The following is a 26826-nucleotide window of genomic DNA, read 5'->3' on the forward strand; positions in this document are numbered from 1 at the left end:
CTGAGGCACGCACCCCGTCCCGCCGGAAGTTGAGCGGAATCCCGCCGCCGGGTGGACCGCCTGCTGCCTCGTGGCTAGGGTGGAGACAGCGGCAGGAGGCGGCCGGCGGCACAGCCCGTTCGCCGTCGTTCCTCCAGCACAGTGGCCCGAACATGGCCCCTGCCGCCGCACACCTGAACCATGCACACGGCACACGAAAACCACCGCAAGGAAGGCAGGAACATGGAAAACCACAATCCCTCCGCCAGCAAGGAACGCACTGCCGGCACGGATCCTCTGCTCGCGGCACCGGACATCAGCCACATTCCGGACAAAAATGAGTCCAAGACTCCCCCGGTGGAATCCCTGCCTGACGGATCAGGGACCACCAGGTCCCCTTCGAAGCCTGCTAGTGGCAAGGACGAACCTGAGGATCCGTTCGACGCCGGTTGATTCCCGAGAATTTACCTATCCCAAGTCAGCGCACTGGCGAAATGACAGCACTGAAAGGAAACACTGATGACAAGCAATGACCAGTACACCTTCCAAAATCCCGTCACTCGATACCCCAGCATCAGCCCGCCCAAGCAAGACCAGCCCGAACCTGGCTTGGACCGCGATCTGGAACCGCAGACCGACCGCGGCGAAGCCAGCTACCGCGGCACGGGCCGGCTCACCGGCCGAAAGGCTCTCATCACGGGAGCGGATTCCGGCATCGGAGCGGCCGTGGCCATCGCTTTCGCCCGGGAAGGTGCCGACGTTGCCCTCTCCTACCTGCCGGCCGAAGAACCCGATGCACAAAAGATTGCAGCGTTGATCCGCGACGCGGGACAAAAAGCTGCCGCCCTGCCCGGAGACATTTCGGCAGCGTCCGCGGCACGGGAACTGGTCGCGAACGCCGTCGAACAGCTCGGTGGCCTGGACATCATCGTCAACAATGCTGGCCGGCAGATCGCCGTCGACCAACTCGAAGACCTTGGCGACGAACAATTCGAGGACACCTTCAAAACCAACGTCTTCGCCATGTTTTGGATCACCAAGGCGGCGCTGCCGCATCTGGCCCCCGGGGCCACAATCATTAACACCACCTCAGTGCAGGCCTACAACCCCTCACCCACGCTCATCGACTACGCTGCCACGAAAGCGGCAATCAACAACTTCACCAAGGGACTGGCCCAGCAACTTGCACCGCGGGGCATCCGTGTCAACGCCGTCGCCCCCGGCCCCATTTGGACACCACTGCAAGTCAGCGACGGACAACCCAAGGAAGCCCTCCCCACCTTCGGCAAGGACACGCCGCTGGGCAGGGCCGGACAACCCACCGAGCTGGCCCCGGCCTTCGTTTTCCTCGCCTCGCCCGAATCCAGCTACGTCTCAGGGGAAACCCTCAACGTCAACGGCGGCACCCCCACCCCGTAAGCCACGGTGATGCAGAGCCGTGGCGGCACGCCGTCGACTGACCCGATGCTCAGATTGACCCAATGTTCATTGAGTTGCCATCGCTGACATTCCCTGTTGCGGGCATTGATGGCCTAGTGTCGAAAAATGGTTACTTTCGACGGCTCCACCCCACAGCTCTCCACGAACAGCAAAGAACGCCCCGGGTTTGTCCAGGTTCGCGGGGCCCGCGAGAACAACCTCAAGAATGTTGCGGTGGATGTCCCGCGCGACGCCATTGTTGCCTTTACCGGCATTTCCGGCAGCGGGAAGTCATCCTTGGCCTTCGGCACGATCTTTGCCGAAGCGCAGCGCAGGTATTTTGAGTCGGTGGCGCCCTATGCGCGCCGGCTCATCCAGCAGGGCAACAATCCGCGTGTGGAATCAATCTCCGGGCTGCCTCCGGCAGTGGCCATGCAGCAGCGGCGCGGCACGCCCAGCTCGCGCTCCTCGGTGGGCACCGTCACGACCCTGTCAAACTCGCTGCGCATGCTCTTTTCCCGTGCGGGCGAATACCCCGACGGTGCGGAAATCCTGTACTCCGATTCGTTCTCCCCCAACACTGTTGCTGGTGCCTGCCCCGTGTGCCACGGCTTGGGCACAGCACACACCGTCACCGAACAACTGCTCGTTCCCGATCCAAGCCTCACCATCCGGGAAGGCGCCGTCGCGGCGTGGCCGGGAGCCTGGCAGGGCAAAAACTTGCGGGACATCCTCAGCCATCTGGGCTACGACGTCGACGTTCCCTGGCACCAGCTTCCGCAGCAGGAACGTGACTGGATCCTGTTTACCGAGGAACAGCCTGTTGTGGAAGTGACGCCGCAAAGGGACCGGGTCGCAAAACCCTACAAGGGCAAGTACTGGAGCGCGCGCAGCCATGTGCTGCACACTCTTGCGGATTCCAAGAGTGAGCCCATGCGGGAGCGGGCACTGGCTTTCATGCATTCCGGGCCATGTCCCGACTGCGGCGGCAGCGGGCTGAAACCAGAAGCGCTGGCCGTGACAATTGAGGGCCTTAACATCTCCGCCGTGAACGATTTGCCGCTGGCAGGGCTTGCTGACGTGCTGCGCAGCCTTCACGGGGACCGGACGGAGATCCCTGGCAGCAGGGAGGCAGTTGCGGCGGCCATCTCCGAAGACCTTCTTCACCGAATCACTGTGCTGCTGGACCTGGGGCTTGGCTACCTCAGCCTTGGCCGCAGCACCCCAACCCTGTCTCCGGGTGAGATGCAGCGGCTGCGGATCGCCACACAGTTGCGGTCGGGGCTTTTCGGCGTCATCTACGTTTTGGACGAACCGTCGGCAGGACTTCATCCGGCCGACGCCGAACCGCTTCTGGAGGTGCTGGACCAGTTGAAGGGTTCGGGCAACACCGTCTTCATTGTGGAACACAACATGGACATGGTGCGCCGGGCGGACTGGCTGGTCGACGTCGGCCCGCTCGCCGGCGAAAACGGCGGAAGGGTGCTGTACAGCGGCCCGATCCCCGGGCTGGCACAAGTTCCTGAGTCCGTAACCCGCCCGTTCCTGCTGGAAAACGCCACACCCTCGTCACCGCTGTCGTTCGATCCGGCCGGCAACGTCGCTCCTGCCGGCAATGCGGCGGCACCCGGAGACACCAGCGCAGCAACCGCCGCGACGTCATCCGCAGCTTCCGTCGTTGCTTTCTCCACCGCTTCCGCCGAGGGGCCGGCAGGAACCCGGCGGTCAGCGCTTGACTGGCTGCGGATCGACGATATCAACATGAACAACCTGAACAATGTGACTGTTCAGGTGCCGCGGGGAGTACTGACCGCTGTGACAGGTGTTTCCGGGTCAGGCAAGTCCTCCCTGCTCGAAACACTGCATGCCACAGCCGGTGGACAGGTTAACGCGTCAGCGAACTCCGGATTCGAGGGCGTTGAACGGGTGGTCCAGGTTGACCAGCGTCCCATCGGCCGGACACCGCGGTCCAACCTTGCCACGTACACGGGCTTGTTCGACGCCGTCCGGCGTGAATTCGCTGCAACGGCCGACGCCCGGGCTCGAGGATTCACCGCGGGGCGGTTCTCCTTCAATGTGGCCGGCGGCCGCTGTGAGACGTGCCTGGGCGAGGGGTCAGTGGCAGTGGAGCTCTTGTTCCTGCCTGGAAGTTACGGCCCCTGCCCGGTGTGCCACGGCTCCCGTTTCAATGAGGACACGCTCGCCGTCGAATTTCAGGGAATGAACATAGCCGAAGTTCTGGGGCTGACGGTGGATGCCGCAGCAGGGCTGCTGTCCGGCATTCCGTCCGCTGCCCGAAGTTTGGCGACCCTGCGTGAGGTGGGTCTTGGCTATCTCCGGCTTGGCCAGCCCGCGACGGAGCTCTCGGGAGGGGAAGCACAACGGATCAAGTTGGCCACCGAACTTCAGCGGCCCCGCCGAGGGCACAGCCTCTACCTGCTCGATGAACCAACCACCGGCCTGCACCCGGCCGACGTGCAATTGCTGTTGCACCAGCTCAACCGCCTGGTGAATTCCGGAAATACTGTGGTGGTGGTGGAACACGACATGGACGTTGTTGCTGCCGCCGACTGGGTCATCGATCTTGGCCCATCCGGTGGGGCCGAGGGCGGCCGGATCATGGCGAGCGGCACACCCGAAGACGTGGCTGCGGCAAACACCGGGCGCACCGCCGCATATCTTTCGCAAGCCCTGGGGCGGCGCTGACGGCGGCTTCCATCGTCGCGTCCCGTTGCAGGCCTGTCAAAAGCTGTGGACGCGCCGCGGGCCCCTCACTAGCATGGGTACTGAACGCGCAGTGCCCAAAATCGGCACTGCGCGTCGGCCCGCAGCATCGGTTTTTGGAAGCATCCGATCAATGATCAAGCGTCAACGAGAGGCAGCAAAGATGAACAGTCGTCAGCCCGCCGAACCCCAGCCCCTGGAGCCGGAACCGTTTCCGGAAACGCCCCAGCCGGATTCGCCCGTGGATCCGACCGAGCCCAACGGGCCCAACCGGCCCGAAGATCCCACCGAGCCCCTCCCGGCTGTTCCCGAACCCGGCGCCCCATCAACATCGCCAGACCCATTTTTTCCTTCTGCTCCCCCGGTGATCTAGGCAGAATGGGCAAGCCCTTTCGCCGAGACCGTGCCTTCGTCCACAACAGCCCGGGCTGCTGGGAGGGGCGGTCGGGCCCCTCCACACCACCAGTGCTGCAGGCAGCAATTTCTTCGGCGGCACGCACGTCAAAACAACGCCAAAACGCGTATGGCGCGAGTTCAGGCAACCACAAGCGAATGTCCACCCAGTCGGTTTGCGAAAAGACGCCGTGAGTACTGTGAACAGCCGGGCAGCCAACGATTCGACGCTGAACAATGTCCTGTCCCACAGGCAGACCAAGGCCGGGCGGATTGGCCGCAGGGTGATATTGAGCCTGCTCGGCCTCTTCATCGTCTTGGCTCTCCTGCAATTCTTCGACTCGGAGGACTCACTCACAGTCTCCAAGTCAGGATACGACGTCACGGTCCAGTATTCAGGTACTGGCCGGGCCGGGATGGCAAGCAGCCTGACCATCCAGCTGGAGAGTGGACAGCCCATCACCGGACCCATCACCATTGCCTTGTCCGAGACCTATCTCGACGTTTTTTCGGTGCAGGACGTGTCCCCCCGGGCCGCGAATGAGGGTTACGCCGACGGCTCCGTCCAGCTGAACTACGACCCGCCGAACACGCAGGAGTTTACGGTGAATATCAGGGGAGCCTGGGAGACCGGCCACGCCGTCTCCGCTTCAGGCAGTGTCGTCGTTTCAGTGGACGGACGCGTGGTGGCCACGGTTCCCCTGGACAGCCGGCTGGTGCTCTGATGGACATCGTGCTGCGCTCGGCCGTGGTGTTCATCATCCTTTGGCTGATCACCCGCGCGGTGGGAAGGTCCACCCTGGGTGAATTGAGCTCCTTCGAGCTGATTCTTTTCATCACCATGGGGGATCTGGTCCAGCAGGGCGTCACCCAGGATGACCATTCCGTGGCAGGGGCGGTCATGGCTGTAGGCACCATGGCCATCCTGACCGTGGGGCTGTCCTATGCAAACATGCGATGGCCCAAAATGCGCAAGCTGGTCCAAGGATCCCCGGTGGTCATCCTCCACGGAGGCGTGCCGGACCTCAAGTCGATGCGCAAGGAGCGCATGGGCTTGGACGACCTCATGGTTGCCGCCCGGGGCCAGGGGTTCCGCAACTTTTCCGACATAGACCTGGCAGTGCTGGAGCCCAACGGGAAGGTGTCCTTCTTTGCCAAAGATCAGCAACCGGCCAGCGGTGCACCTGAGGAGCCCGAAGCCGGCTGAATTCCGTGCAGCGCGGCCATGACGACGACACCTCACCGACTCAACCACGAAAACCGGAACAGACAGGGGCCCCACATGAAATCCACACTGCTATACGAGGAACACGGACTGCGAAGCTTTTTGCTTGTCCTTGACACAGGCGAGGAGGCCCACAGCACCATCACGGCCTTCGCTGCGGAGCAGCACATCACTGCGGCAGCACTGAGTGCCATTGGGGCAGCCAGCAGCGCCACCCTGGGATATTTTGACCCCGAGTCCGGCACCTATCTCTCCACTGTATTTGAGGAACAGATGGAGCTGGCTTCCTGTCTCGGCGATATTGCCGACGACGGCGGAAACCCGGCTGTGCATGCCCATGCGGTGTTTGGCAGGCGCGATTCATCCGCCGTTGCCGGGCACCTGCAGAAGCTCCATGTTTTCCCGACGATGGAGGTTGTGCTGACCGAATCCCCGGCGCACCTGCGCAAGCGGTTGGACGCGGCCACGGGGCTGGCGTTGATCGATCCGGGCCGCTCCCGCGATGGGTGAACACTGGCGCTGGTTTCAAAAGGTCCCGCCACTGTCGGATTTGCGGTTGGATTTGTGGGCTTGGCGCGGCGTCAGGCAAGCCTTTGCCCCGCCGGTCAACAACATGCCGGCGGGGCAAAGGGTGGGCCTGCGCAGCCGTTGCGGCAGCGACTTTTTGTTTATGCGATTACAAACTTGGAAACTGTCCGGCCGGTTCAAAAAGCATCGGCCGGGCTCGCCCTTCAGGTGGAAGACGTCGCCGGGCCGTTGGGGGTGGCGCCCCCTTCGTCTGCCCAGTCCTGTCCCAAGTCGTCATTGAGTGCGGGATCTGATTCGACGTCGCTTACGCCCGCTGCGGCGGTCGCTTCCTTTGGTGCAGGCTGCTTGGCATCAGATTCGTTGGTGGACATTTTTTCACCCTCCATCGTGTTCGTCGTTGTGATGATCCGCCGCCACCAATTCCGGGCGCCGGCGGGTGTCGCTCAGGCTGTGGTCTTGGAACGGCCGGTGATGGCACCGTAGATGCCGGCAACCACCAATCCGCCCACGATGGCCAGGATCCACGAGCCCAGGTTCCAGAACTCCATCTTGCCGTTGCCGAAGAGCAGGTCGCCAATCCAACCACCTACGATGGCTCCGACAACGCCCAGAACAAGACTGGTGATCCAGCCGCCCCCGACCTTCCCCGGCATGACTGCCTTAACGATGACTCCAACGATCAAACCAAGAATAATCCATCCGATGAAACCCATGATTCCTCCTTGAGGGAACGTGTATTTGCAATGCTAGATGAGATCCCGCGGTCGCTTCAGGCCGCTGGAGTATGGCGCGCAGTCTACTTCTTGGCCTTTGCGGCCGCAGTCTTTTCAGTCTCCGCGCCCTCGTGGCTCAATGTCCCTGCGTTGTTTTCCAGATGGGCACGCATGAACCACTGGAACAGCTCCAGTTTGGCTGTTTGGCCTATCAGCATGTCCTCCGTGATGGGATCAAGCTCCCCTGTTGCTGAAATCGCCTCGCGGTGGCTTGAGACAACACCGTCGTAAACGATGTCCAGCGCTGCCAAGTGCTCCGTCGTGGAGGCACGTCCGACGGCGTAGTCATCCCAGGCACGTTCGCGGACCAATGCACCGGGCAGTCCGTTCGGGGACACGCCCAGCGTTGCGATTCGCTCGGCCGTTTCGTCAATCATGGCCCGGACAAGTTCAATTTGCGGGTCCAACATTTCATGGACACCAATGAAGTCACGGCCGACGACGTTCCAGTGGGCGTGCTTCAACGTGAGCTGAAGGTCGTTCAAGGCGTACAGCCTGCCTTGCAGGCTGGCGGCCACCTGGTGTCCGGCCTTGAGTGACAGGCCGGGAACAGTAAATTTATTAGCGGAAGTTTTCTTGGAAACCATTAGAACTCCTCTTCAATCAAACCGGTCGATCTTCAGCGACCGTCGTATATTCCACCGTAACGATTCCATCGCCGGAATTCTAGTCCGGGATCAAAAAGCATCGCTTGCGGCGTGCGAGGTTGCACTCCCCGCACCGGATTCAAGCCGTTGTCCAGCCAGCTCGTTCCGGATTGCTGTCGCTGCAGGCCCCACCAGTGGCGCAGAATTCGCTGGGTTGGGCCGGGGCCGCATCACTCCGAGTTTTCATCGTCATCATCTGGCAGCAGGCGCCGCCGGAGGAGTGCGAGGATCCGCTGCACATCCAGGGCCACGGCGGCACCCGGTGTCAGTGCGGAGGCCTCGTTTTCGCGGCTGACGGCGACCGCTGTGGTGAGGTCGGCCAGGCTGTTGCCGGCGGTGTCGAAAATCTCCGCGTCCACCGTGTCCTCGTCCCAGGCCCGCACCACGTCCGCCGTTGCTTGCAGGCAGTGGCTCAACGGTTCGCACAGCTCCGGACTGAGCCGCAATTCCAGCGGCCCCTCCCAAATAGCGGCAGCAAGCACCTCGGAGAGGTTGCGAACATGGAAGGTGACGTTTTCCAGAACGGCCAGATCATCAAAACTTTCGGAGACAAGGCGGTGTCGCGACCTCAGGTAGGCTCGCGGGTTGGCCTGATGGCTCTCATGTGCCTCATGGACCGCGCCCCGAATGTCGCCGACAGCGGCCTCCAGCAGGTGGTGACGGCTGGCCCACTCCTCATGTTCCGGGGGCCACTGCTCAACGAGTGCCCGGGCCACGTCCTCGAGCTGGCTCATGAGTGCATTGCGCCCGCGGGAAATCCGCAGACGGGCGGCGTCCAGCTTCAACGGAGGAAAAATCGTGACATTGACAGCCAGGCCCACCAGCACGCCCAGCCCCATTTGAATGCCGTAGCCCAGGGAGAACGTTTCGGCGTCCTGGCCGCCGATGATCAAGACCAACAGGGTGGCGACCGGCACATACTCACGGCCGGCTCCCAGACGGGGCAGACCGGCCAACAGCACTCCAATTCCCACAGCCACGGAGATGGACACAATATTGGGGTTTTCCAACAGAAGCACGCCCGTCGCCAGCAGGACCCCGAGCAGCAGTCCGGCGAGTGTTTGCAATCCTGTCCGCACCGATCCCATGAACGTCGGATACATGGTCACCAACGCCCCCAAGGGGGCGTAGTACGGGTAATCATCCGCCACCCCGGGCATGTAAGGTGCCAAGAACCACGAGAGACCCACCGCCAAGGCAGCCTTGACAGCGAGCAGCACGCGCTGGCCGCCCACGGTGGACTTCGCCCACGTTTTCAGGTTTTGCACTGATTCCTCACCACAGCTGGCTGAGCCCGCTCAGATGGCTGGCACGAGTTGGAGCCCTTGTTTGGCATCTCCAACGATGGACGCGATGGAGGCCGCCGTCAAGAAGGACGCTTTCGGTTGAACAGCTGGTATACGTGTCGTGGCATCGTGAGTGGCTATTTTCGGGTGGACACAGTGGGTCGCCTGCGCTCACGCTCCCATGGACTTTGCCGCTCACGTCGATATCGTTCAAAAGAAGCGCCGCCATTGTTGGAGCCCCGCCCCTGATCATCCCTGTACCCGCCGCCTCAACTCAATGGGCCCCGGAGATCAGTGCCTTGAGCCGAGCCTAGGGCACGAGGACCGGTCTCACTGGGAGGCAGCTGCTCTTCCTCCACGGAGTCACATGGACACATCGCGCTCCCCCACGCCCAACGCCGAGATGCTGCGCTCGTCCCCAGAATATGCCCGCGAAGCCGGACGACGTTTTCAGGACTGAGCCCTTGGCGTTTCGCCACCACGAGGAAAGAATGAAGCTTTTTCCAATCCAATCCTCTTAGTGCTCCGAATCACACAGTGGATGCGCTTAAAGATGAGCCGTTCACGACTTATGAGGAGGAATCTCATGAATAGGAAATCTGCTTTGCTGATCGCGCCAGTGCTGGCACTGGCGGCTTTGTCGATGTCCGGCGGTGCCGCAATGGCCGCCGACACTGACACCACCACGTTCGAGACGAACTTGGGTGCCATCAACGGCAGCAATGCCACAGGTTCGGTGTGGATTACCCTCACGGGTGACCAGGCCACGGTGACCGAGAACGTCAGCGGTCTGGCAGCCACCTTCGACGGCGCGCCTTACCCGCACGTGCAGCACATCCACATCGATGGCGCAGGCGTCTGCCCGAGTCCCGCGGCCGACGCCGACGGTGACGGCGTCATCAGCACCACCGAGGGTGGCCCCTCCTACGGCAAAATCGGCACCACCCTTTCCACCAGCGGTGACACCAGCGACAAGGCAGCCCTTGACCTGGCCGTCGGCGGAATGGGGGCCAGCTACACCTATGAGCGGACCTTCACCATGAATGAGGCAACGATCGCGTCCTTGAAGGCAGGCACGGGCGTTGTTGTGGTCCATGGCTTGGATCCGGCCACCTTGTCCGCAGCGGGCCAGGCAGCCAAGAGCGATTTGGCCCCGACCCTGCCGTTGGCCGCTACGTCGCCGGCATTGTGCGGGACGTTGGCTGTGTCCCAGATGGCAGCCATGCCTGGTGGCGCCCCCGGGACCGGCGTGACTACGCAGGTGGCATCGAGCAACGCGTCAACGGCGCCTGACGTTGCATGGTTTGCCGGCGGTGGCGCTTTGGTGTTGGCGGCTGGCGCAGCCTTGGCCATGAACCGCAAAAAGACTGCCGCAGTAAAGTAGCGGCGGCCGATTCCCCATGGTAAACACCAGCAGCCGTCGCGGTCGCCTCACGGCGTCCGCGGCGGCGGCGCTCCTGACATCCCTCACCCTTGGTGTTGCCGGATGCGGGCAGGCCACCGCCCCCAATCCCTCAAGCTCTGCCAGCGCCACTATTCCAGGCCCGACGACGGCGCCACAGGCTGCTGGAGCCGCACCCCCGTCCTCTGCCGCACCAACGTTGGTTTCGCCGTCGAGCACCCCGGCAGCAACGCCATCCCCCGCTCAGGCGGCCCAGCCGCAGGTCCAGGGACAAATTCTGCCGGCCTCGGCACCTGTGACCCTGTCCATCCCCGATCTCGGTGTGACGACGGAGTTGATGACCCTGGGCCGGGATGCCAACGGTGAAGCCGAAGTCCCCCCGGGGGAAGCGGGCTCCCCCGCGGGCTGGTACAAGTTCTCGCCCACCCCCGGTGAGCTGGGGCCCTCGGTTATTTTGGGTCATGTGAACACCACCACGGCCCCCGAAGGTGTGTTTTACGGCCTCCATGAACTGAGTGAGGGACAACAGTTTTCGGTCACTCGCGCCGATGGGACCGTGGCCGTCTTTGCCGTGGACCGAAGCGAGGTCTTCAATAAGGACGCATTCCCCACATTGGCCGTGTATGGCAATACCGATCGAGCCGAAATCCGGCTGATCACTTGCGGCGGTTATGAGCCGAGTACCGGTGAATTCACCGAAAACACAGTGGTTTACGGGCATCTTTTGTCCAGCCACACCGGTTAGCCACGAAGCCAGCCACGCAATGGAGCCTCAGAGCTCTGGATTGGACCCATCATGAACAAGAAATTCAGTCTCGTCGGAGCGCTGGCAGTGGCCGCCGCCTTTTCCCTGTCAGCGTGTGGCACGGGGACAACGACGGGTTCCCCCGCCCCAGCAGGCATGGAAAATTCACCGACGTCGGGCTCGGAGATGACGATGCCGGATACCGGCTCGATGGAGCTGATGATTCACATTCACGACGGAAAGTTCATTGACCCCAAACCCTTGGCGGCAGGTGCCACTGTAACTGTCATGAACATGGATGACACGGCACAAAAAGTCATTTCGGATGATTCCACCAGCTTCAATGTCAGCGTGCCCGCCGGCGGCATGGTCAACTTCGCGGCTCCCAAAAAGCCCGGGACTTATCCATTCCATGGCGAGGCAGCGGACATGCAAGGTGTCTTGACAGTCATTGCAAGCGCGCCGTCCCAGGCCGCGACCATGGTGTGCGCCGACGAAGCCAAACAAAACATCGAGGAGATCCTCGCTCTTCCCGCCATTCCCACAACCACCGACCATTGGGACGGGACAACGTACTCCTGTACCTACCCGCTTGAGGTTGGTGACTTCGTCATGACGGTCACTGAATCCACCAATGGCGCCGATGCGGCAGCACTGGCAAAACAACTCGCCGACGCTGCCCAGGCGCCGCCCATTGAGGGTTTGGCCAATCTGGGCCTGCCCGGATTCCAATCAAGTGACGGGAGTGTCATTTTTGCCAAGGACAACATGACGTTGCACGTTGATGCCACCGCATTCCCTGCCACGGTGGGTCCCAACAAGGTGACGGCTGGCAGTTTCGCGTACGAATTGGCCACCACGATCTTGGCCTGCTGGACAGCGCATCACGAATGATTGGCAGACTTCTCCTCCGTGGCGTCGCGGTCGTCAAACTATTCGAGGACGTCAATGAGCTCGTGCAAGTTGAGGACAGCGCCGCGTCGGGTCGCGGCCCACACAACAATAACCGCCGGGCAAACCGAACCGTACGGGCCGCCTGCACTATGCGCATGCTCCAGCCCGCACCCGTTGACCTTGGGCGCCGGAGGACGGCATCACCCTTCGTGGGCCGGCGCGTGCCAGTCAAGTGTGAGGCGACCATCGGCGAGATGCACATCCCGCCTTCGAGCTTCACGACAGTCGACGTTCACGGCGTTGGTACAGCGCCACGCGCAGGGACGTTGGCCGGCATGGCCACGCAAGGCAGCGGATGCTGAGTTTCCGGGACTCGCATGGGCCTGATCCAGACCGGGCACCTGCCACGGCTTGATTTAGAGTTGGGTCCGGTCGATGTCGTCCACCACCCATCCGTTTTGCTGCCACAGCAGGTTGGCTGCAAGCGGCAGCTGGTGCGAGGCGCTCTCCACAATATGCATGAGATATCCGGCGGTGTTGGGGAACGCAACAAGGTCTTCAGCGGCCACTCCAGACGGAAATTCAAAGCGGCGGCGCAGCAGAAGTTCCTCCTCGATGCAGTAGGCACCGACAAGGAAGGCACTGGTGCGGGTCCGCTCCCGGCGGGGACGTGCCGTGTGGACGAGTACGGGATCAACCAAAAAGTCAGCCGATGTGGAACGGCATTGTGTTCGGTTCATGTGCAAACCCACCAGCGGAACCCCGTCGCTGCGGTCCTTGGTGAAGGCCACCTCGGCGAGGGTGAGTCCGCAACCATCGAGCAGTGACCTTCCCGGCTCGCAACGCAACTGAATCTGCGCGGCACCCAATGCGGCGGCTACCGACACCGAGGCGGCGTCTGGCACAGTGGCAAGTATCTGATCCAGCCATTGACCGCGAACAAGTTCTTGATGGTAGGGGTATACCCCGGCCACCGGTGCGCCTCCGGATGTACCAAGCCTGTCTGATTTCCAGGTCAGCGACTCATCACCCGCCGGCAGCAGTTCCAATGCGGACCAGAAATCGGTCCACTCGGCGGCATCGTCCAGGTACGACATGGGTATGCCGCCGCCCATGTCCACAAATGTTGGTTGATGGCCCGCAGCCCGCAGCTCCGTGATGACACCGAGCGCTTCGGTGATCCCGATCGCGCGTGCGTGCGGGTCGTAGCCGTTGAGGTGAAAGTGAACCCCGGCCACCTGTATGCGGGCGCCGGGCTCAATATCCGCCAGTGCCTTCAGCCAATGGGCGGCTCGGAGACCAAAGCGGGTGGCAGGGATCGTGGGATGGGACACTGCCAGCCGCAGCGCCACACTGAGGCGACGCCCACCGTCCCCGGCCACTTCCATCGCGTCGTGCAATTCGTCCTCGTTGTCCAGGCTGATGGTCACGCCGGACGCGATGGCCAGCTCCATCAGCGCCCTTGACTTCACTGCAGCGGTGACAATGATCCGGTCTGGAGGAACGCCACGGTCAAGGCATTGGCGCAGCTCATTGAGACTTGCGACGTCGACGCCGCATTCCTCACGGACCGCACGATCGATGGCTCCCATGCTTTTGTTTGCCTTGCGGGCAAAATAGATTTGGAAATCAATGTCATGGGCGGCTGCCGCGGAGCGCAACTCGGTGACATTGCGCCCCATGGCTGTGAATTCATGAACATTCACCGGCGAACCGTGGGCGTCGATCAGTTCGCGGCAAAGAGCGTCGTTGTTGAGCAGTTCCTCCATCCAAGGTTCGAGGCGGGCGGTCAGCCGGGCGGTGCCGTACATTTTCTCGCGCATTATTGCTCCAAAGTGTCGGGAGTGTCCGAGGTGTCGGGAATCTCGGGAGTGTAGCGTTGGCCGGTTGCACGGGCAGCGAGCCGCTGGGCCCATAAACCATGCTCCCCATGCAGTGAACGGTTGAGGGTGTCATGGCCCAAGGTGGGGTCCTCGGTGGGGCGGCCGAGCGCCGCCAACGACGCTGTTCTGGTTCCATCATGGGCAATGCAGGTGCCATCCACGTCGGTAAACAGTCCGCGGTCACCGGACCGGATTGAGACGTGTCCGGCGCGCAGCAGCCCGGCAAACAAGCCGTTGGCGGGGCGGCCGCCCGGGGCCGCCCCGCCAAGCACACCGGGGGCTGGAGTCACCGCGTCAATCAACACTGCTTCCGGAGCAGGTTGTTCGCCCGGCTCCGCGAGGTGGAGAATTCCGACGTCGAACAACGCCAGCAGCTTGCGGGCTGTGAGTTCCGGCGGTCCGAAAGCGAACCGTTCGAGGTTGCGGGCCACCCTGGTGAATTGTCGCCACGCCCGCGTGCTTCGCGGCAGCCGGTCCATCGCGGTGACCAGCTCCGCATAGAGCCCGGACCACACCCGAGCCCAAAGCCACCCTGTGGTGACAGGCGCCTTGAGGCCATTAACTGCCAGGCTGTGCCGCAGGTGCGCGAAGGCGTCCGCCGTCGCAGTTGGTATTGGTTCATGCACGGGCGCAGGCGGCACCAGCGTCGGCGGATTGGCGGCTCTGCTGGCGGCACCGGGCCCGGCATCCGCGGAGAGTCCTGTCCATGCGGTCCGCCACAGCGACAGCGCACTCACTGTCGCGCCCATGAGTTCGGCGCACTCCCGGGCACAGTCAAGCAGGACAGCCCACATTCCGTTCAGCGGCGCCTCGCCCTGGGGCGCTGCCGCCCGGGCCTGCCCGCCCCACTGGCGCAGCCGCCGCCCGTGCCGGTTCAGGCAGTCGGCAACCTCCATCGGAACTGTCTCGCTCTTGGGATCCATGAGCGATCCGCTCCGGCACGACAACGTAATCCGCCGTGGTTCACGGCCACTGGCAATGTAGCGCAGGCCCGCTGCGTCCACACAGTCCTCCGCGCCGTCGCCAGCACTGCCGTCACCTGCACCGCTGTGGCCTGCTCCGCTGTCATCCTTTTGTCCCTGCCAGGACCCTCCCCGGCCTTCGGTGAGGAGCAGGGCCACGTCGTAAGCCGTCAAAGCTGCGCCACGAATCCAAATGGCGGACTCTGCCGAGATCCCTGCCGTGGTCAAGGCGAAATAGTCTCCGATGAATGGGTGTGTGTTCAGCGCCCCGGGCAGTGGATCCTTGGGTGCGGTGCCTGCCAGCCCATGCCCGGTGGCGAGCAAAATCTCGTCATACCGGGCGCTTCCGAATGAGCCGCTGACCTGCCACCGCGGGCCTTGTTGTTCGACGCCGGTGACAACGTAGGGCGCATGGGTCATGGCAAAGTTCCCGTGCTGGGACAACAGCTGGAATTGCTCGCGCAAGTAGCGGCCCACCAAGGCACGCGGCGGATACTTCTCCGCAGCTAATTCTGGGGCCACGCGTGACACCCACACTGGAAAGTTCTCCGCGTTGATCGACGAGGAAGCATCAACGATGCCTGCGTTGACATTCAAGCGCAGGACTTCGGGCTGCCCCTCCCGCCACACACTGCCGGACCCCGGCGGCAGCGGGTCGTATACGTCAATGGCGATGTGGGCGTCCAACTCGGAGGTGAGCCGCTCGTGGAGAGCCTGCAAGGCAAAAAGTCCCTTGGGCCCCCCTCCAATCAGGGCGACTCGAATCATTGGCCAGCGAGATTGTTGGTTTCAGCGGTGGTGTCCTGTGCCAAATCCGGTTCTTGGTGCAAGGTGGAGCGAACCCACTCATCGTTGTAGACGGTCTGGAGGTAGGGAACGCCGGTGTCATGAACCATGAACCCAATGCGTGTCCCTCCCTTGAGGTTGGGCAGCAGCTTTCCCATGGCTGCAACAATGGCGCCCGTGGATGCTCCCGCCAGGATGCCTTCTCTCCGGGCCAGTCGCCGGCACCCGCGCACCATGTCTATTTCTTCGATCTGGAAGACCATGTCGGGTTCTGCAGCTGCAGCCAATTCGGGCAGTACACCGGCGCCAAGGCCCGGGAGCCGGCGTGTACCGGCTGCCCCGCCGAAGAGAACCGAGCCCACGGAGTCCACAGCCACAATTTTGGTGTCGAGGCCGTGCTCCTGAACATATTGCTGGCAGCCAAGCAGCGTGCCGGTGGTGCTGGTGGCAACGAAGAGGTAGTCCAGGTTCCCGCCCGATCCGGCGATGATTTCGGGCATGGTGGTCTCAAAGTGCGCGCGCGGATTGGCCGGGGAGCCATACTGGTTCGTGGTTACGGATCCGGGGTGCTCTTCCAACAAGTCCAGCACGCGTTGGCGGCGGGCGGCCAGCTTGTTGCCATCGGCGGGGGTCTGGACACGATTCACCGCAGCACCGTAGGCTTTCATGAGCTCCAAGGCGAGTGGATTGGCATTTTCATCGACGACTGCCGTGAATCTGACTCCCCGCACCACACACTGCCGTGCCAGGGCAATGCCTAAATTTCCGGAGGTGGATTCTATGATCATGCCCCCGGTCTGGAGTTGTCCGGAACTGAGCAGTTCCTCAATCAAGCCATTGGCCGTCCGCTCCTTGGTGCTGCCGGCCAGTTGGAGCAAATCAAGCTTGGCGTAGATGTCGATGTCGTGAGAGTCAAAGAGGCGGCTGACTTTCACCGTCGGAGTCACAAATGGTTTCAGGGTTCCCAAACTGTTCAATATCGTTGCTCCCATTCCTGCCGTGGCGCACCATCACACCTTGAGGTTTACAGTGCTGGACTGTCGGGTCCGACGTTGAGTGTTTCAACGCCGTTCCGGTCATTCCGCCGTTTGGTTGGCGCTCCGTCAGTCTGTTCCGCCAGTCTAGGCTCCGTTGGGCCAATGTGGCGCGTCACAAGGGGCGTGTTATCCGGTGTGGGTTTCTTTCGTCACGAGGGCTGGACGGTGTAGCGCAGCCACACGACGCTGTCGCCGAGGTTTTCGACGCTGGCGAGCTGGAAGGCAACTGGGCTGACTGAACTGTATGGTTCACGGGCGGTAAAGAAACGCGGGGCGTCCGGGTCGCCGTTGGCGATGGGGGCCAGCACCATGGAGACCTCGTCCACGAGGCCGTTTTGCAGGAAGGACCAGTTGATGACTCCGCCGCCGCCCACCATGAGCCGCTTGATGCCCAGTCCGTGCAGTTTGGAAAGCATGAGCTCGTACTCTATTTGTTCCCCGCCGGCAATGATGTAGGAGATGCGTTTACGGCGTAGAAAGTCCTTGTACGCGTTGCTCGCCTGGTCCGTGAGCACCTCAAGGAAGTGAGCGGGAACCCCGCCGTACCCGAAGGTGTTTTCTTCCCACGCCAGCTCTCCGCGCGGATCGATGGAAACGTAGTACATGGACGCGTCCGGCTCGGCCAGAAAATCTCCGGCGGGAACTTCGCCGGCATCCTCGTCCACGTCCGGTTTCCCGTAATGGGTGATGTTGTCTTCCGTGGACGTCTTGCCGTTGAGGTAGGCGTCAACATTGAGCACCTGCTGTTCAGGAGTCAGTGCAAGGTCCTGGTAATGCCGGCTGCCGGCGTCAAAAGCCGGCAGGTCCATGCCGTCGATGTTTCCGTCGATCGAGGTGTGCGTGTGAATGATGACATGCGGACGGTTCATGAGTTCTTCTTTCCTGCTGTATCGACTAGCGATAGGTGGATTCCCGTGCCGTCCGGGAGTGCGCGCAGCGCGTCCAGGTCGTGGCTGAAGCGCCCCATCCGCACCAGCCCAGGCCAGCGGCCCGGGCTGCCGTAATAGAGCACCAGCCCCTGGGTCGGGGCGTAATAGCCAATTTCCCCGGGTTGGGGAGCATCCGCATCCGGCACTCCTTGGAGGGTCAGCGACCGGCCAAGGGCCGCCACCTTCTCCACCTGGTTGAAGTCATTGAAAACGAGATCCAACGGCAGGATCCCGGCCAGTTCACGCGCCACGGGGTGGTCGTACAGCTCGGCCTCAACGCGACCGCCGTCAATGGTCAACTCAATCTTCATGTTGGTCCTCTCCTCAGTGGTCGGGATCCTCAGTGACCGGTGGGTTCCTGCGTCTTGACCGCGGAAACCGGGGCACCGTATTCGGTGGCAGCCCACGACGCGAGCAACTGCAAGGCCTGCTCGGAGGCCGATCCCGGTTCGGCCGCATAGATGGTCAGCGTCAGACCGGGCTCGGCCGCCATCTCCAGCCCCTCGTAGGCCAGCGTGATTTTCCCAACGACAGGATGATGAAAGGTCTTGGAACCCGTGCCGTGATGGCGGACATTGTGCGCACCCCACCGGCGCCGAAACTCCTCCGAGCGGGTGCACAGTTCACCGACAAGATCGTGCAGCTCCTTATTGTGCGGGTCCCGGGCGGCTTCGGTGCGCAGGATCGCCACATTCACCTCCGCGAACAAGTCCCAGTCCGGGTAAAAGTCCCGGGCCCGATCGTCAAGAAAAGTGTGCCGGGCCAGGTTCGGCGGCTGGCCCGGCATGTCATAAACATCCTTATAAAACGCCCGCGCCAAATTATTGGCAGCCAGCACATCCATCCGCCCGTTCCGTACAAAGGCAGGGCCCGCCGTCACTGCGTCGAGCGCCCACTGCAGGCTTTGATGCGCCACCCACGTCTTGGAATTGCGGCGCCGGGGCGGCCTGGCCACCGGACTCGCCGCATGGGCAAGATCGAACAGGTGCGCGCGTTCGGCATCGTCAAGACGCAACGCCTTGGCAATGCTGTCCAGCACCTCGGGCGAGGCGCCGCTGATCGCGCCACGCTCCATGCGGGTGTAATACTCGATGCTCACCCCCGCCATGGTCGCCACCTCGCTGCGGCGCAGCCCCTTGACCCGCCGGTTGGTGCCCGCCGGAAGGCCAACCTGCTCCGGAGTGACCAGTGCACGGCGTGAAATCAGAAATTCACGCACTTCCTCACGATTGTTCATACCCCCACAGTAGCCACGGCCCGCCCACACCGGGAGTCCCTGCCGGTACCCCTCACAACAGGGACTCCCCCGACCGCGCCACCCATGATGACCTTGTAACTGTGGGAGACGCTGTGCTGATAAAACGGTCCGCAGCCCCACCAGCAGCCAATTTGACCAAGGAATTTACATGACCCTCTTTACCCCCGTCGCCTTCGGTGGCCTCACCCTTCCCAACCGCCTTGTCATGGCCCCGCTCACCCGTTCCCGCTCGGGACGCGACGGTGTGCCCGGGGACGACGTCGTCGAGTACTACCGCCAGCGTGCCTCCATGGGGCTGCTGGTCACCGAGGGCACCTATCCCAGTTTCACCGGCCAGGGCTTCCTCCGGCAGCCGGGTCTGGTGGCCGAGGCACAGATCGCCGGATGGCGGCGCGTCACCGACTCCGTCCACGCCGAAGGCGGCCGGATAGTTGTCCAGATCATGCACGCAGGACGTGTCGCCAACTCCGGGATCACGGATGGTCTGGCCCCGGTGGGGCCAAGCGCCATCGCCATCGACGGGCTGACCCGCACTTACGAGGGCAAGATCCCGTACCAGGTGCCGCGCCCGTTGGCCACTGAGGAACTGCCCGGCATCGTGGAGGAATTCGTCGACGCCGCACGCAACGCCATGACCGCCGGATTCGACGGCGTCGAAATTCACGCAGCCAACGGCTATCTGCTGCACCAGTTCCTGGCCCCCTCCGCGAACCACCGCACGGATGCCCATGGCGGCAGCCCGGAAAATCGGGCCAGGCTCACCGTGGAAACCGCATCCGCCGTCGCCCGGGCCATCGGTGCCAACAAGACTTGGGTGCGGATCTCCCCGGAAAACACGATTGAGGACGCGCTGGACACCGACGCCGCCAACGCCCTGGCCACTTATGAGGCTGTGGCGAAGGGGCTTGCCCCGTTGGGCTTGGCCGGCCTGAGCATTCTGCACCCCGAACCATCCGGGGACCTCATCCGACGCATTCGCAGCACCTTTGGCGGACCCGTCATCCTCAACACCGGATTCAGCGCCATCACCTCCCTCGAAGACGCCCAATACGTCACGGACAACGGCCTCGCCGACGCCGTCGTCGTGGGCCGTTACGCCTTGGCCAACCCGGATTTGGCCCGCAGATGGCGCGACGGCCTGCCTCTGAACGAGCCCGACCACGCCACGTTCTACACCGAAGGCAGCAAGGGCTACACGGACTACCCGTTCTGGCAAAACTAGCAATCCACGCCCTCCGGAACCCTGCGGGCCGGCCCGCAGGGGGTCCCTGCCAGTGCCCCTTACAACAGGGACTCCCCCACTGCCGCCAAGGGGTGTTGACTGGATACCAGACACCCCGCAACAGGAAGAAAACCACCACCTTGACATCACAAACCAGGCCCGACGGCGACGACAGCGTGCGCACCCTGCCCGCAGTCCAGGGGAACGCAGTCCCAGGGAACAACGTCGGATCGGTCCGGCCTGTGCCGCACAAGCCGAAAGTTCAGGCAGCCCCTGTAGGGCGCCGCCTGCCGCTGCCTGCGTTGTTGGTCATGGCGCTGATGGGGTTCATCCTCATCGCCACCGAAACAATGCCGGCCGGACTCCTGCCGCAGATTGCGGCTGGCTTGAACGTGGCCGAAGGCACGGCCGGGCAGCTGGTGAGCGCCTATGCCCTGGGCACCGTCGTTTTGACGATTCCCGCCATTGCACTCACCCGCGGCATGCGGCGCAAACCGGTCTTTCTGGTGGGAATCCTGGGATTCCTGCTCGCCAACACCGTTGCCGCCTTCTCTGCCGACATCGTGCTGACCCTGGCTGTCCGCTTCGCCGCGGGCGCGTTCTCCGGGCTGCTGTGGGGGATGCTGGCCGGTTACGCCCGCCGCATCACGGCCCCGGAACTTGCCGGCCGGGCCCTGGCCATCGCCTCCATCGGCACACCGTTGGGGTTGGCGCTTGGCACGCCGCTCGGTTCCTGGCTCGGCTCCACGTTTGACTGGCGGTGGTCATTTTGGGCGCTCACCGGGCTGGCGATCCTGACTCTCGTTCTGGCCTGGCTGCTCGTCCCGGACGCCCCGGGCCAGAGTGCCGAAACCCAGATACCCATGGTCAAGGTGTTTGCCATCCCCGGCGTGTCAGTGATTCTTGTGGTCATTTTTGCCTGGATGCTTGCGCACAACACGGTCTACACGTACATCGCCTCCTACCTGCGCTCGGCCAACATCCCCCTGGGCGTCGATGTGGCGCTGGTGGTGTTCGGTGTGTCCGCCCTGGTTGGCATCTGGATTACCGGTGCACTCATCGACCGTGCGCCCCGTCTCCTCGTGCTGGCCAGCCTCTCAGTGTTCCTGACCGCCGGCGTGATCTTCTTCCTCGGTGCGCACTCCCTCGTTGCCGTGCTGATCGCCCTCATCTTGTGGGGAGTTGCCTTTGGCGGTGCAGCGCCGCAACTGCAAACGGCCATCAGCGAGGCCAGCGGCGAGAACGCCGATGTCGCGAATTCCCTGCTCGGCGTGGCGTTCAACGTCGCCATCTTCTTTGCCGGCGTGCTCGGGGCCGTGCTGATCTCCAGCTTCGACGGCATGGTCCTGCCGATCCTCATGATCGGGCTCGCCGCCACGGCACTGGTTATCGCTTTTACAGCACGCCACGCCGCCTTCCCCGCCCACAAATAACTCGCCCCGGCGTCCGGCATCAGCTGGCCGGCAGCCGCCATTCCTCTTAAACCCACCTCAGGAGAATCATGTTCACCGTCAACGCCTATGCCGCCCCGTCAGCAACCGGGCCCCTCGTCCCCACCAGCATCGAACGCCGGGACGTTGGCCCCCATGACGTCTTGATCGAGATCAAGTTTGCCGGGATCTGCCACTCCGACATCCACACCGTCCGCGGCGACTGGGGCCCGCAACACTACCCGCTGGCCCCCGGCCACGAAATCGCCGGCATCGTCACCGAGGTCGGCACCGCCGTCACCAAACACGCCGTTGGCGACAGGGTCGGCGTCGGCTGCATGGTGAACTCCTGCCGCGAATGCGTCCACTGCCAGGCAGGCGAGGAACAATACTGCCTGGCCGGCAACACCGGCACCTACGGCGCCCCCGACCGCGACGGGACCATCACCCAGGGCGGCTACTCCACCCACGTGGTCGTCACCGAAGATTTCGTGCTCCGCATCCCCGCCGGCCTCGAACTCGACGTCGCCGCTCCCCTCCTCTGCGCGGGCATCACCACCTTCTCGCCCCTGAACCACTGGGGCGCCGGCCCGGGGAAAAAGGTCGCCATTGTCGGTCTCGGCGGGCTCGGCCACATGGCCGTCAAGATCGCCGCCGCCATGGGAGCCGAGGTCACCGTGCTGTCCCAAACCCTGAACAAGCACGACGACGGAATCAAGCTCGGTGCCGACCACTTCCACGCCACCAGCGACCCGGAAACCTTCACCAAACTCGCCGGCAGCTTTGACTTGATCATCAACACCGTCAGCGCCGCGATCGACATCAACGCCTACCTGCAACTCCTCACCCTCAACGGCGCACTCGTCAACGTCGGAGCACCCGCCGAGCCCCTGCCGGTGCAGGCATTCTCCCTCATCACCGGGCGTCGGTCCTTTGCCGGCTCCATGATCGGCGGCATCCGCGAAACCCAGGACATGCTCGACTTCTGCGCCAAGCACGGCATCGGCTCCGAAATCGAAGTCATCCGGCCCGAGCAGATCAACGACGCCTACGAACGCGTCCTGGCCTCCGACGTCCGCTACCGCTTCGTCATCGACACCGCCACCCTCTAAACCCGCCACCCTGTGAGCAGCAGTCCGGATCCCGACAGGCCACACAGCACCACCGAAAGGAAAACACCATGCGGCGACACCGCCTCCTGGCCGCATCACTGGCAGCACTGATGGCCCTGCCGGCGTGCTCAACACCCACCGCGACGTCGCCCGGGACAGGCGGCGGAGCCCAGCCACCTCAGAGCAGGGGAGCCACCACTGCCACGGCTCCGGCACCCACGGCAGCCACACCAGAACCTGCCGTTTCCCCTGCGGAGGAGGTACTCGTCCGATTCACGTCCGGCGACACTTCCGTTGACGTGACCATCACCCCGGACAATCCCACCGCCAAGGACTTCCTGTCCCTGCTTCCCGTTACCCTGCCGGTGGAGGAATTTGCGGGCAAGGAGAAGCTGGGCCATCTCCCCCGGGATCTCGAAACTGCGGGTTCCCCCGGCTCCGATCCCCAGGACGGAGACCTCATCTACTTCATCCCTTGGGGGAACATCGGCTTTTACTACAATGCGGACGGCATCGGATATTCGGACCAGACCATCCACCTGGGCACCTACACCGCCACTCCGGAGCAACTGGCCCTGCTCGAAGGCGGCAATATCACCGCACAAATCGTCAAGTAACGGCGCCACCCCGCACCAACCGAAGCCTTCTTCCCGATCTCAGGAGTCAATTGTGACCCGCACCCGTTCATCCGCCGCCCTGCTGGGATTCAGCCTAGGTGTCAGCCTCCTGCTGACATCCTGCACCACAACAACACCGCAAGCCTCCCCGCCACCGTCTTCAGCCCCCGCATCCACCGGCACGGCCACGGATAGCCAGGCCCCGCCGTCGGGCCTGGGCACACCGGCGGTTGTGACCACGGGACTAGAGGCACCCTGGTCGGTGGCGTTCCGCAACGACACGGCCCTGATCAGCGAACGGGACAGCGCCCGCATCCTGGAACTGGCCGCTGACGGCACGACCCGCGCCATCGGAACGGTCCCAGGTGTGGATGGTGCTGGAGAAGGCGGCCTGCTGGGCATCACCATCGATGACCAGGGACGCCTCTATGCCTACTCGACCTCAGACGAGGGAAACCGCATCCAACGCTTCACCATCACCGGAAACCCCGGGGCACTGGCCCTGGGAGAACCCGAAACCATCATTGACGGGATACCCTCGGCCAGCTACCACGACGGCGGCCGCATCGCCTTTGGCCCCGACGGCATGCTCTACGCCAGCGCCGGCGACGCAGGCCAAAGCAGCAACGCCCAAGATTTGGACTCGCTGGGCGGCAAAATTCTGCGCATGACCCCCGACGGCGAGGTCCCCGAGGACAACCCCTTTCCCGGCGCCCTTGTTTACAGCTACGGGCACCGCAACCCGCAGGGCCTGGCCTGGGCTGATGACGGCACCATGTTCGCCACCGAGTTCGGACAAGACACCTGGGACGAGCTGAACATCATCACCGCCGGCACCAACTACGGCTGGCCAACCGTAGAAGGCATCGCCAACACCGACGGCTTCACCGACCCGATCCAGCAATGGACACCCGACGCGGCCAGCCCCAGCGGCATGACCCACCTTGAAGGCACGCTGTACATCGCCAACCTCCGCGGTCAGGTGCTGCGCGCCGTTCCGGTGGCAGCTCCCAGCACCTCGACCGACTACTTCGGCGGGGAATACGGACGCCTGCGCGACGTCGCCGCTGCACCCGACGGCGCCCTCTGGCTCCTCACCAACAACACCGACGGACGCGGCACCGCCGGAGTCAACGACGACCGCATCATCTCCCTGCCCCTGGACTGAAGGCAGCAGGAACGCCGGAGCCTCGGGATGCGTGGCGCACCAGCCCGCGCCACGCCACGCCAGCCCACAGTCAAGTAGTCGCCGGGCGTTGGCTTTCACTGTAATACTGCTCACATGTCCTACTTCGTGAAGCCAGAACACCTCGCCGGTGCGGTGACGGCCCCCATCCCGCCGAACGATTCCCTGCCGCGTGCCTGCGTCATCGGCGCCGGCTCCTCAGGCCTCGCTGCTGCCAAGGCGCTCCATGAAGCCGGCGTGCCATTCGACTGTTTCGAAGGCGGCAGCGCTGTCGGCGGCAACTGGCTGTTCAACAACCCGAACGGCCTCTCGGCTTGTTACGAGACGCTGGAAATAAACACTTCGTGCCCCCGGATGGCCTTCTCCGACTTCCCCATGCCGGCGGACTACCCGCCGTATGCCGGGCACGAACAAGTGCACTCCTACTTCGAAAAATATGTCGACCACTTTGGTTTCCGGCACTCCATCACCTTCAACACGACGGTGGAGGAGGTCACCCGGGAGGCCGACGGCGGCTGGCTCGTGCGCACCAACGGCCCGGACGGCGAGCAGCGCCACAAGTACGCCGCGGTGCTCGTCGCCAACGGACATCACTGGGATCCACGATGGCCCAACCCCACCTACCCGGGCACCTTCGACGGGGAACAAATACACGCCCACGACTACCGGTCCGGCGACCAACTCGAAGGCCGCAACGTCGTCGTCGTCGGCGCCGGCAACTCGGCCATGGACATCGCCGTCGAAGGCTCCCACCGCGCCAAAACTGTTGCACTGTCAATCCGCCGTGGCCAGTGGGTGCTGCGCAAAATGGCCTTCGGCCGCCCGAGCGACCAGGTCACGCTGCCCGCCTGGCTGCCATGGTGGGTGACCGGCCTGCGACTGCGCATCGCGGCGATCACCTCAGGCAGCCTCCGCAGGTACGGGCTGCCGACGCCGCCGCATAAACCAGGCCAATCCCATCCGGTGCAATCGGATCAAATTCGAGCACGCATCGCTGCCGGCCGGGTCGCCGTGCACCCCGGCATCGAACGTTTCGACGGCGGTGACGTGGTGTTCCTTGACGGCAGCCGCGCCACGGCGGACCTGATCGTGTGGGCGACGGGATACAAGGTGACGTTTCCGTTCCTTGATCCCGGACTCGTCGCGGCGGCTGAGAACGAACTGCCGCTCTGGAAGCGGACGGTTCATCCTGAGCTGCCCGGGCTGTTTTTCATTGGCCTGCTGCAACCGGTCGGCGCCGTGATGCCGCTGGCCGAGGCCCAAGCTGCATGGGTGGCTGAAACTCTGGCCGGACATTACGTTCCACCGTCCGGTTCCGAGATCCGTGCGCAGATGGCCCGGGACCATGAGCGCAACAAGCGGCAGTTCTACGCCTCTCCGCGACACACCATGGAGGTGGATTTCGACCACTACCTATGGGACCTCGGACGCGAACGCAGCAGTGGCCGGCGGCGCGCCCACGACAGTGAAAGTCCAGCACGCACGCGAGCATCCGGCGGGACCGCCACATGAGCCGGCAGGCCGATCTCACGGGCAAGGTTGTCGCGATCACCGGCGGGGCCAATGGCATCGGCTTGGAGATCGCCCGGCTGCTTGCGTCCTCCGGCGCCAGGGTGGCCATTGGGGACCTGGACGGTGGGGCGGCCAGGGGCTCGGCCCACAACATCGAAGGCATCCTGCTCGGCGTGGAACTCGATGTCACCGGCACTGAATCCTTCACCAACTTCCTGACCACCGTCGAGGCCGCTTGGGGCCCCATCGACGTGTTGGTCAACAATGCCGGTGTGATGTGGGTCGGCCCCTTCGACGCCGAACCGGATGCCGCGACCGAACGCCAGATCGCCGTGAACCTTCTCGGCGTCATCAGAGGCGTCAAACTGGCGGCACCCGCCATGGTGGCGCGCGCCTCCGGCCACATCATCACGATAGCCTCCGCCGCGTCACTGCTGACCACGCCCGGCGAGGCCAGCTACTCGGCCAGCAAGCACGGCGTCCTCGGCTACCTCAAGGCGGTGCGCGAGGAACTCCACGGCTCCCCCGTGAAGTTTTCCGTCATCATGCCTGCCGTGGTCGACACGAAGCTGGCCGCGGGAACCGGCACGGGGGCTGCAAGCATGCTGCAGCCGGCCGATATTGCGGCTGCGGTTCTGCAAACCATTGCACGGCCGCGCTTTGAGGTCGTCATTCCCGGATACATTGGCCCGCTGGCGCGTGTGGTGAACCTGCTGCCCGGCCGATTGCGTGAGATGGTGTTTCGCCGGGTAGTCCCGAATCAGGTCCGCCAGGTCAATCGCGGGGCACGCGCCCAGTATGAGTCACAATTCGACGGGCAGCAATAAGCAGCCACAGCGGTGCCCCTTGAGCGGAGTACCCCGCCGCAATTCATCAA

Annotated in this window: 26 protein-coding genes; 16 read left to right on the plus strand and 10 right to left on the minus strand. The window is 63.5% G+C overall.

Annotated elements, in window-relative coordinates; translation table 11 throughout:
• The first annotated feature begins 180 nt into the window (after nt 1–180).
• The 6 genes from ACT3TS_RS02755 (at nt 181) to ACT3TS_RS02780 (ending at nt 6250) form a co-directional block, all read left to right on the plus strand.
• Nucleotides 181–432, plus strand: a complete 252-nt coding sequence (locus ACT3TS_RS02755) for a hypothetical protein (RefSeq protein WP_444529958.1) — start codon at nt 181–183, stop codon at nt 430–432.
• Between the two features lie 66 nt (nt 433–498).
• A complete protein-coding gene (locus tag ACT3TS_RS02760; protein WP_444529959.1) occupies nt 499–1398 on the plus strand; it encodes an SDR family oxidoreductase in 900 nt (299 codons plus the stop codon).
• A gap of 126 nt (nt 1399–1524) precedes the next feature.
• Nucleotides 1525–4104 (plus strand): ABC transporter, encoded by a 2580-nt coding sequence (locus tag ACT3TS_RS02765; protein ID WP_444529960.1) that lies wholly within the window; start codon nt 1525–1527, stop codon nt 4102–4104.
• A gap of 602 nt (nt 4105–4706) precedes the next feature.
• Nucleotides 4707–5240: a hypothetical protein gene (locus ACT3TS_RS02770; protein ID WP_444529961.1), complete on the plus strand. Its 534-nt coding sequence runs from the start codon at nt 4707–4709 to the stop codon at nt 5238–5240.
• On the plus strand, nt 5240–5722 hold the full coding sequence (locus ACT3TS_RS02775; protein ID WP_444529962.1) for a DUF421 domain-containing protein: 483 nt from the start codon (nt 5240–5242) through the stop codon (nt 5720–5722). The genes ACT3TS_RS02770 and ACT3TS_RS02775 overlap by 1 nt, the downstream gene beginning before the upstream one ends.
• 75 nt (nt 5723–5797) lie before the next feature.
• A complete protein-coding gene (locus ACT3TS_RS02780; RefSeq protein WP_444529963.1) occupies nt 5798–6250 on the plus strand; it encodes a PPC domain-containing DNA-binding protein in 453 nt (150 codons plus the stop codon).
• Nucleotides 6251–6471: 221 nt separating this feature from the next.
• Here ACT3TS_RS02780 and ACT3TS_RS02785 read toward each other — a convergent pair whose 3' ends face one another.
• From ACT3TS_RS02785 to ACT3TS_RS02800, 4 genes are all read right to left on the minus strand, one after another.
• A complete protein-coding gene (locus ACT3TS_RS02785; RefSeq protein ID WP_444529964.1) occupies nt 6472–6639 on the minus strand; it encodes a hypothetical protein in 168 nt (55 codons plus the stop codon).
• A 72-nt stretch (nt 6640–6711) separates the two neighbouring features.
• Nucleotides 6712–6981, minus strand: coding sequence for a GlsB/YeaQ/YmgE family stress response membrane protein (locus tag ACT3TS_RS02790; RefSeq protein WP_444529965.1), 270 nt, complete (start codon nt 6979–6981; stop codon nt 6712–6714).
• An 83-nt stretch (nt 6982–7064) separates the two neighbouring features.
• Nucleotides 7065–7628 carry a Dps family protein gene (locus ACT3TS_RS02795; protein ID WP_444529966.1) on the minus strand — a complete coding sequence of 188 codons (564 nt, stop codon included), beginning with the start codon at nt 7626–7628 and terminating at the stop codon, nt 7065–7067.
• A gap of 230 nt (nt 7629–7858) precedes the next feature.
• The gene (locus ACT3TS_RS02800) at nt 7859–8956 is read right to left on the minus strand and encodes an FUSC family protein (RefSeq protein ID WP_444529967.1); all 1098 of its coding nucleotides are present in this window, start codon (nt 8954–8956) and stop codon (nt 7859–7861) included.
• Between the two features lie 604 nt (nt 8957–9560).
• Between ACT3TS_RS02800 and ACT3TS_RS02805 the strand changes: the two genes are divergently transcribed.
• Genes ACT3TS_RS02805 through ACT3TS_RS02815 form a run of 3 tightly spaced genes read left to right on the plus strand, consistent with a single transcriptional unit; the run spans nt 9561 to nt 12015 of the window.
• Nucleotides 9561–10358 (plus strand): hypothetical protein, encoded by a 798-nt coding sequence (locus tag ACT3TS_RS02805; RefSeq protein WP_444529968.1) that lies wholly within the window; start codon nt 9561–9563, stop codon nt 10356–10358.
• Between the two features lie 16 nt (nt 10359–10374).
• Nucleotides 10375–11121 carry a class F sortase gene (locus tag ACT3TS_RS02810; protein ID WP_444529969.1) on the plus strand — a complete coding sequence of 249 codons (747 nt, stop codon included), beginning with the start codon at nt 10375–10377 and terminating at the stop codon, nt 11119–11121.
• A 51-nt stretch (nt 11122–11172) separates the two neighbouring features.
• Nucleotides 11173–12015 carry a hypothetical protein gene (locus ACT3TS_RS02815; protein ID WP_444529970.1) on the plus strand — a complete coding sequence of 281 codons (843 nt, stop codon included), beginning with the start codon at nt 11173–11175 and terminating at the stop codon, nt 12013–12015.
• Between the two features lie 416 nt (nt 12016–12431).
• On the opposite strand, the gene ACT3TS_RS02820 is transcribed toward ACT3TS_RS02815, so the two are convergent.
• The 6 genes from ACT3TS_RS02820 to ACT3TS_RS02845 form a co-directional block, all read right to left on the minus strand.
• Nucleotides 12432–13838 (minus strand): alanine racemase, encoded by a 1407-nt coding sequence (locus ACT3TS_RS02820; RefSeq protein ID WP_444529971.1) that lies wholly within the window; start codon nt 13836–13838, stop codon nt 12432–12434.
• Nucleotides 13838–15628 carry an FAD/NAD(P)-binding protein gene (locus ACT3TS_RS02825; RefSeq protein WP_444529972.1) on the minus strand — a complete coding sequence of 597 codons (1791 nt, stop codon included), beginning with the start codon at nt 15626–15628 and terminating at the stop codon, nt 13838–13840. The genes ACT3TS_RS02820 and ACT3TS_RS02825 overlap by 1 nt, the downstream gene beginning before the upstream one ends.
• Nucleotides 15625–16623, minus strand: coding sequence for a pyridoxal-phosphate dependent enzyme (locus ACT3TS_RS02830; protein ID WP_444529973.1), 999 nt, complete (start codon nt 16621–16623; stop codon nt 15625–15627). Before ACT3TS_RS02830 ends, ACT3TS_RS02825 begins: the two co-directional genes overlap by 4 nt.
• Before the next feature lie 209 nt (nt 16624–16832).
• Nucleotides 16833–17552 (minus strand): dihydrofolate reductase family protein, encoded by a 720-nt coding sequence (locus tag ACT3TS_RS02835; RefSeq protein ID WP_444529974.1) that lies wholly within the window; start codon nt 17550–17552, stop codon nt 16833–16835.
• Nucleotides 17549–17923, minus strand: a complete 375-nt coding sequence (locus tag ACT3TS_RS02840) for a cyclophilin-like fold protein (RefSeq protein WP_444529975.1) — start codon at nt 17921–17923, stop codon at nt 17549–17551. Before ACT3TS_RS02840 ends, ACT3TS_RS02835 begins: the two co-directional genes overlap by 4 nt.
• A 29-nt stretch (nt 17924–17952) precedes the next feature.
• The gene (locus ACT3TS_RS02845; protein WP_444529976.1) at nt 17953–18849 is read right to left on the minus strand and encodes a helix-turn-helix transcriptional regulator; all 897 of its coding nucleotides are present in this window, start codon (nt 18847–18849) and stop codon (nt 17953–17955) included.
• A 169-nt stretch (nt 18850–19018) separates the two neighbouring features.
• Here ACT3TS_RS02845 and ACT3TS_RS02850 point away from each other — a divergent pair, with 169 nt between their 5' ends.
• From ACT3TS_RS02850 to ACT3TS_RS02880, 7 genes are all read left to right on the plus strand, one after another.
• On the plus strand, nt 19019–20092 hold the full coding sequence (locus ACT3TS_RS02850) for an alkene reductase (RefSeq protein ID WP_444529977.1): 1074 nt from the start codon (nt 19019–19021) through the stop codon (nt 20090–20092).
• A gap of 140 nt (nt 20093–20232) precedes the next feature.
• The gene (locus tag ACT3TS_RS02855; protein ID WP_444529978.1) at nt 20233–21525 is read left to right on the plus strand and encodes an MFS transporter; all 1293 of its coding nucleotides are present in this window, start codon (nt 20233–20235) and stop codon (nt 21523–21525) included.
• 68 nt (nt 21526–21593) lie between these two features.
• Entirely contained in the window at nt 21594–22634 is a 1041-nt protein-coding gene (locus ACT3TS_RS02860; protein ID WP_444529979.1) for an NAD(P)-dependent alcohol dehydrogenase, read from the plus strand.
• A 68-nt stretch (nt 22635–22702) separates the two neighbouring features.
• Nucleotides 22703–23251, plus strand: coding sequence for a cyclophilin-like fold protein (locus ACT3TS_RS02865; RefSeq protein ID WP_444529980.1), 549 nt, complete (start codon nt 22703–22705; stop codon nt 23249–23251).
• Between the two features lie 49 nt (nt 23252–23300).
• The gene (locus ACT3TS_RS02870; RefSeq protein WP_444530088.1) at nt 23301–24419 is read left to right on the plus strand and encodes a PQQ-dependent sugar dehydrogenase; all 1119 of its coding nucleotides are present in this window, start codon (nt 23301–23303) and stop codon (nt 24417–24419) included.
• 114 nt (nt 24420–24533) lie between these two features.
• The gene (locus ACT3TS_RS02875) at nt 24534–25949 is read left to right on the plus strand and encodes a flavin-containing monooxygenase (protein WP_444529981.1); all 1416 of its coding nucleotides are present in this window, start codon (nt 24534–24536) and stop codon (nt 25947–25949) included.
• Nucleotides 25946–26776, plus strand: coding sequence for an SDR family oxidoreductase (locus tag ACT3TS_RS02880; RefSeq protein ID WP_444529982.1), 831 nt, complete (start codon nt 25946–25948; stop codon nt 26774–26776). Before ACT3TS_RS02875 ends, ACT3TS_RS02880 begins: the two co-directional genes overlap by 4 nt.
• Nucleotides 26777–26826: the final 50 nt, after the last annotated feature.

This window comes from Specibacter sp. AOP5-B1-6, from assembly GCF_052376555.1.
Lineage (GTDB): Bacteria > Actinomycetota > Actinomycetes > Actinomycetales > Micrococcaceae > Specibacter.

Coding starts and splice junctions, on each gene's coding strand:
- ACT3TS_RS02775 (WP_444529962.1), top strand. CDS start 5,240: ATGGACATCGTGCTGCGCTCGGCCGTGGTGTTCATCATCCTTTGGCTG.
- ACT3TS_RS02805 (WP_444529968.1), top strand. CDS start 9,561: ATGAATAGGAAATCTGCTTTGCTGATCGCGCCAGTGCTGGCACTGGCG.
- ACT3TS_RS02790 (WP_444529965.1), bottom strand. CDS start 6,981: ATGGGTTTCATCGGATGGATTATTCTTGGTTTGATCGTTGGAGTCATC.
- ACT3TS_RS02820 (WP_444529971.1), bottom strand. CDS start 13,838: ATGCGCGAGAAAATGTACGGCACCGCCCGGCTGACCGCCCGCCTCGAA.
- ACT3TS_RS02865 (WP_444529980.1), top strand. CDS start 22,703: ATGCGGCGACACCGCCTCCTGGCCGCATCACTGGCAGCACTGATGGCC.
- ACT3TS_RS02845 (WP_444529976.1), bottom strand. CDS start 18,849: ATGAACAATCGTGAGGAAGTGCGTGAATTTCTGATTTCACGCCGTGCA.
- ACT3TS_RS02815 (WP_444529970.1), top strand. CDS start 11,173: ATGAACAAGAAATTCAGTCTCGTCGGAGCGCTGGCAGTGGCCGCCGCC.
- ACT3TS_RS02825 (WP_444529972.1), bottom strand. CDS start 15,628: ATGATTCGAGTCGCCCTGATTGGAGGGGGGCCCAAGGGACTTTTTGCC.
- ACT3TS_RS02850 (WP_444529977.1), top strand. CDS start 19,019: ATGACCCTCTTTACCCCCGTCGCCTTCGGTGGCCTCACCCTTCCCAAC.
- ACT3TS_RS02840 (WP_444529975.1), bottom strand. CDS start 17,923: ATGAAGATTGAGTTGACCATTGACGGCGGTCGCGTTGAGGCCGAGCTG.
- ACT3TS_RS02795 (WP_444529966.1), bottom strand. CDS start 7,628: ATGGTTTCCAAGAAAACTTCCGCTAATAAATTTACTGTTCCCGGCCTG.
- ACT3TS_RS02835 (WP_444529974.1), bottom strand. CDS start 17,552: ATGAACCGTCCGCATGTCATCATTCACACGCACACCTCGATCGACGGA.
- ACT3TS_RS02875 (WP_444529981.1), top strand. CDS start 24,534: ATGTCCTACTTCGTGAAGCCAGAACACCTCGCCGGTGCGGTGACGGCC.
- ACT3TS_RS02880 (WP_444529982.1), top strand. CDS start 25,946: ATGAGCCGGCAGGCCGATCTCACGGGCAAGGTTGTCGCGATCACCGGC.
- ACT3TS_RS02760 (WP_444529959.1), top strand. CDS start 499: ATGACAAGCAATGACCAGTACACCTTCCAAAATCCCGTCACTCGATAC.
- ACT3TS_RS02765 (WP_444529960.1), top strand. CDS start 1,525: ATGGTTACTTTCGACGGCTCCACCCCACAGCTCTCCACGAACAGCAAA.
- ACT3TS_RS02780 (WP_444529963.1), top strand. CDS start 5,798: ATGAAATCCACACTGCTATACGAGGAACACGGACTGCGAAGCTTTTTG.
- ACT3TS_RS02785 (WP_444529964.1), bottom strand. CDS start 6,639: ATGTCCACCAACGAATCTGATGCCAAGCAGCCTGCACCAAAGGAAGCG.
- ACT3TS_RS02860 (WP_444529979.1), top strand. CDS start 21,594: ATGTTCACCGTCAACGCCTATGCCGCCCCGTCAGCAACCGGGCCCCTC.
- ACT3TS_RS02755 (WP_444529958.1), top strand. CDS start 181: ATGCACACGGCACACGAAAACCACCGCAAGGAAGGCAGGAACATGGAA.
- ACT3TS_RS02810 (WP_444529969.1), top strand. CDS start 10,375: ATGGTAAACACCAGCAGCCGTCGCGGTCGCCTCACGGCGTCCGCGGCG.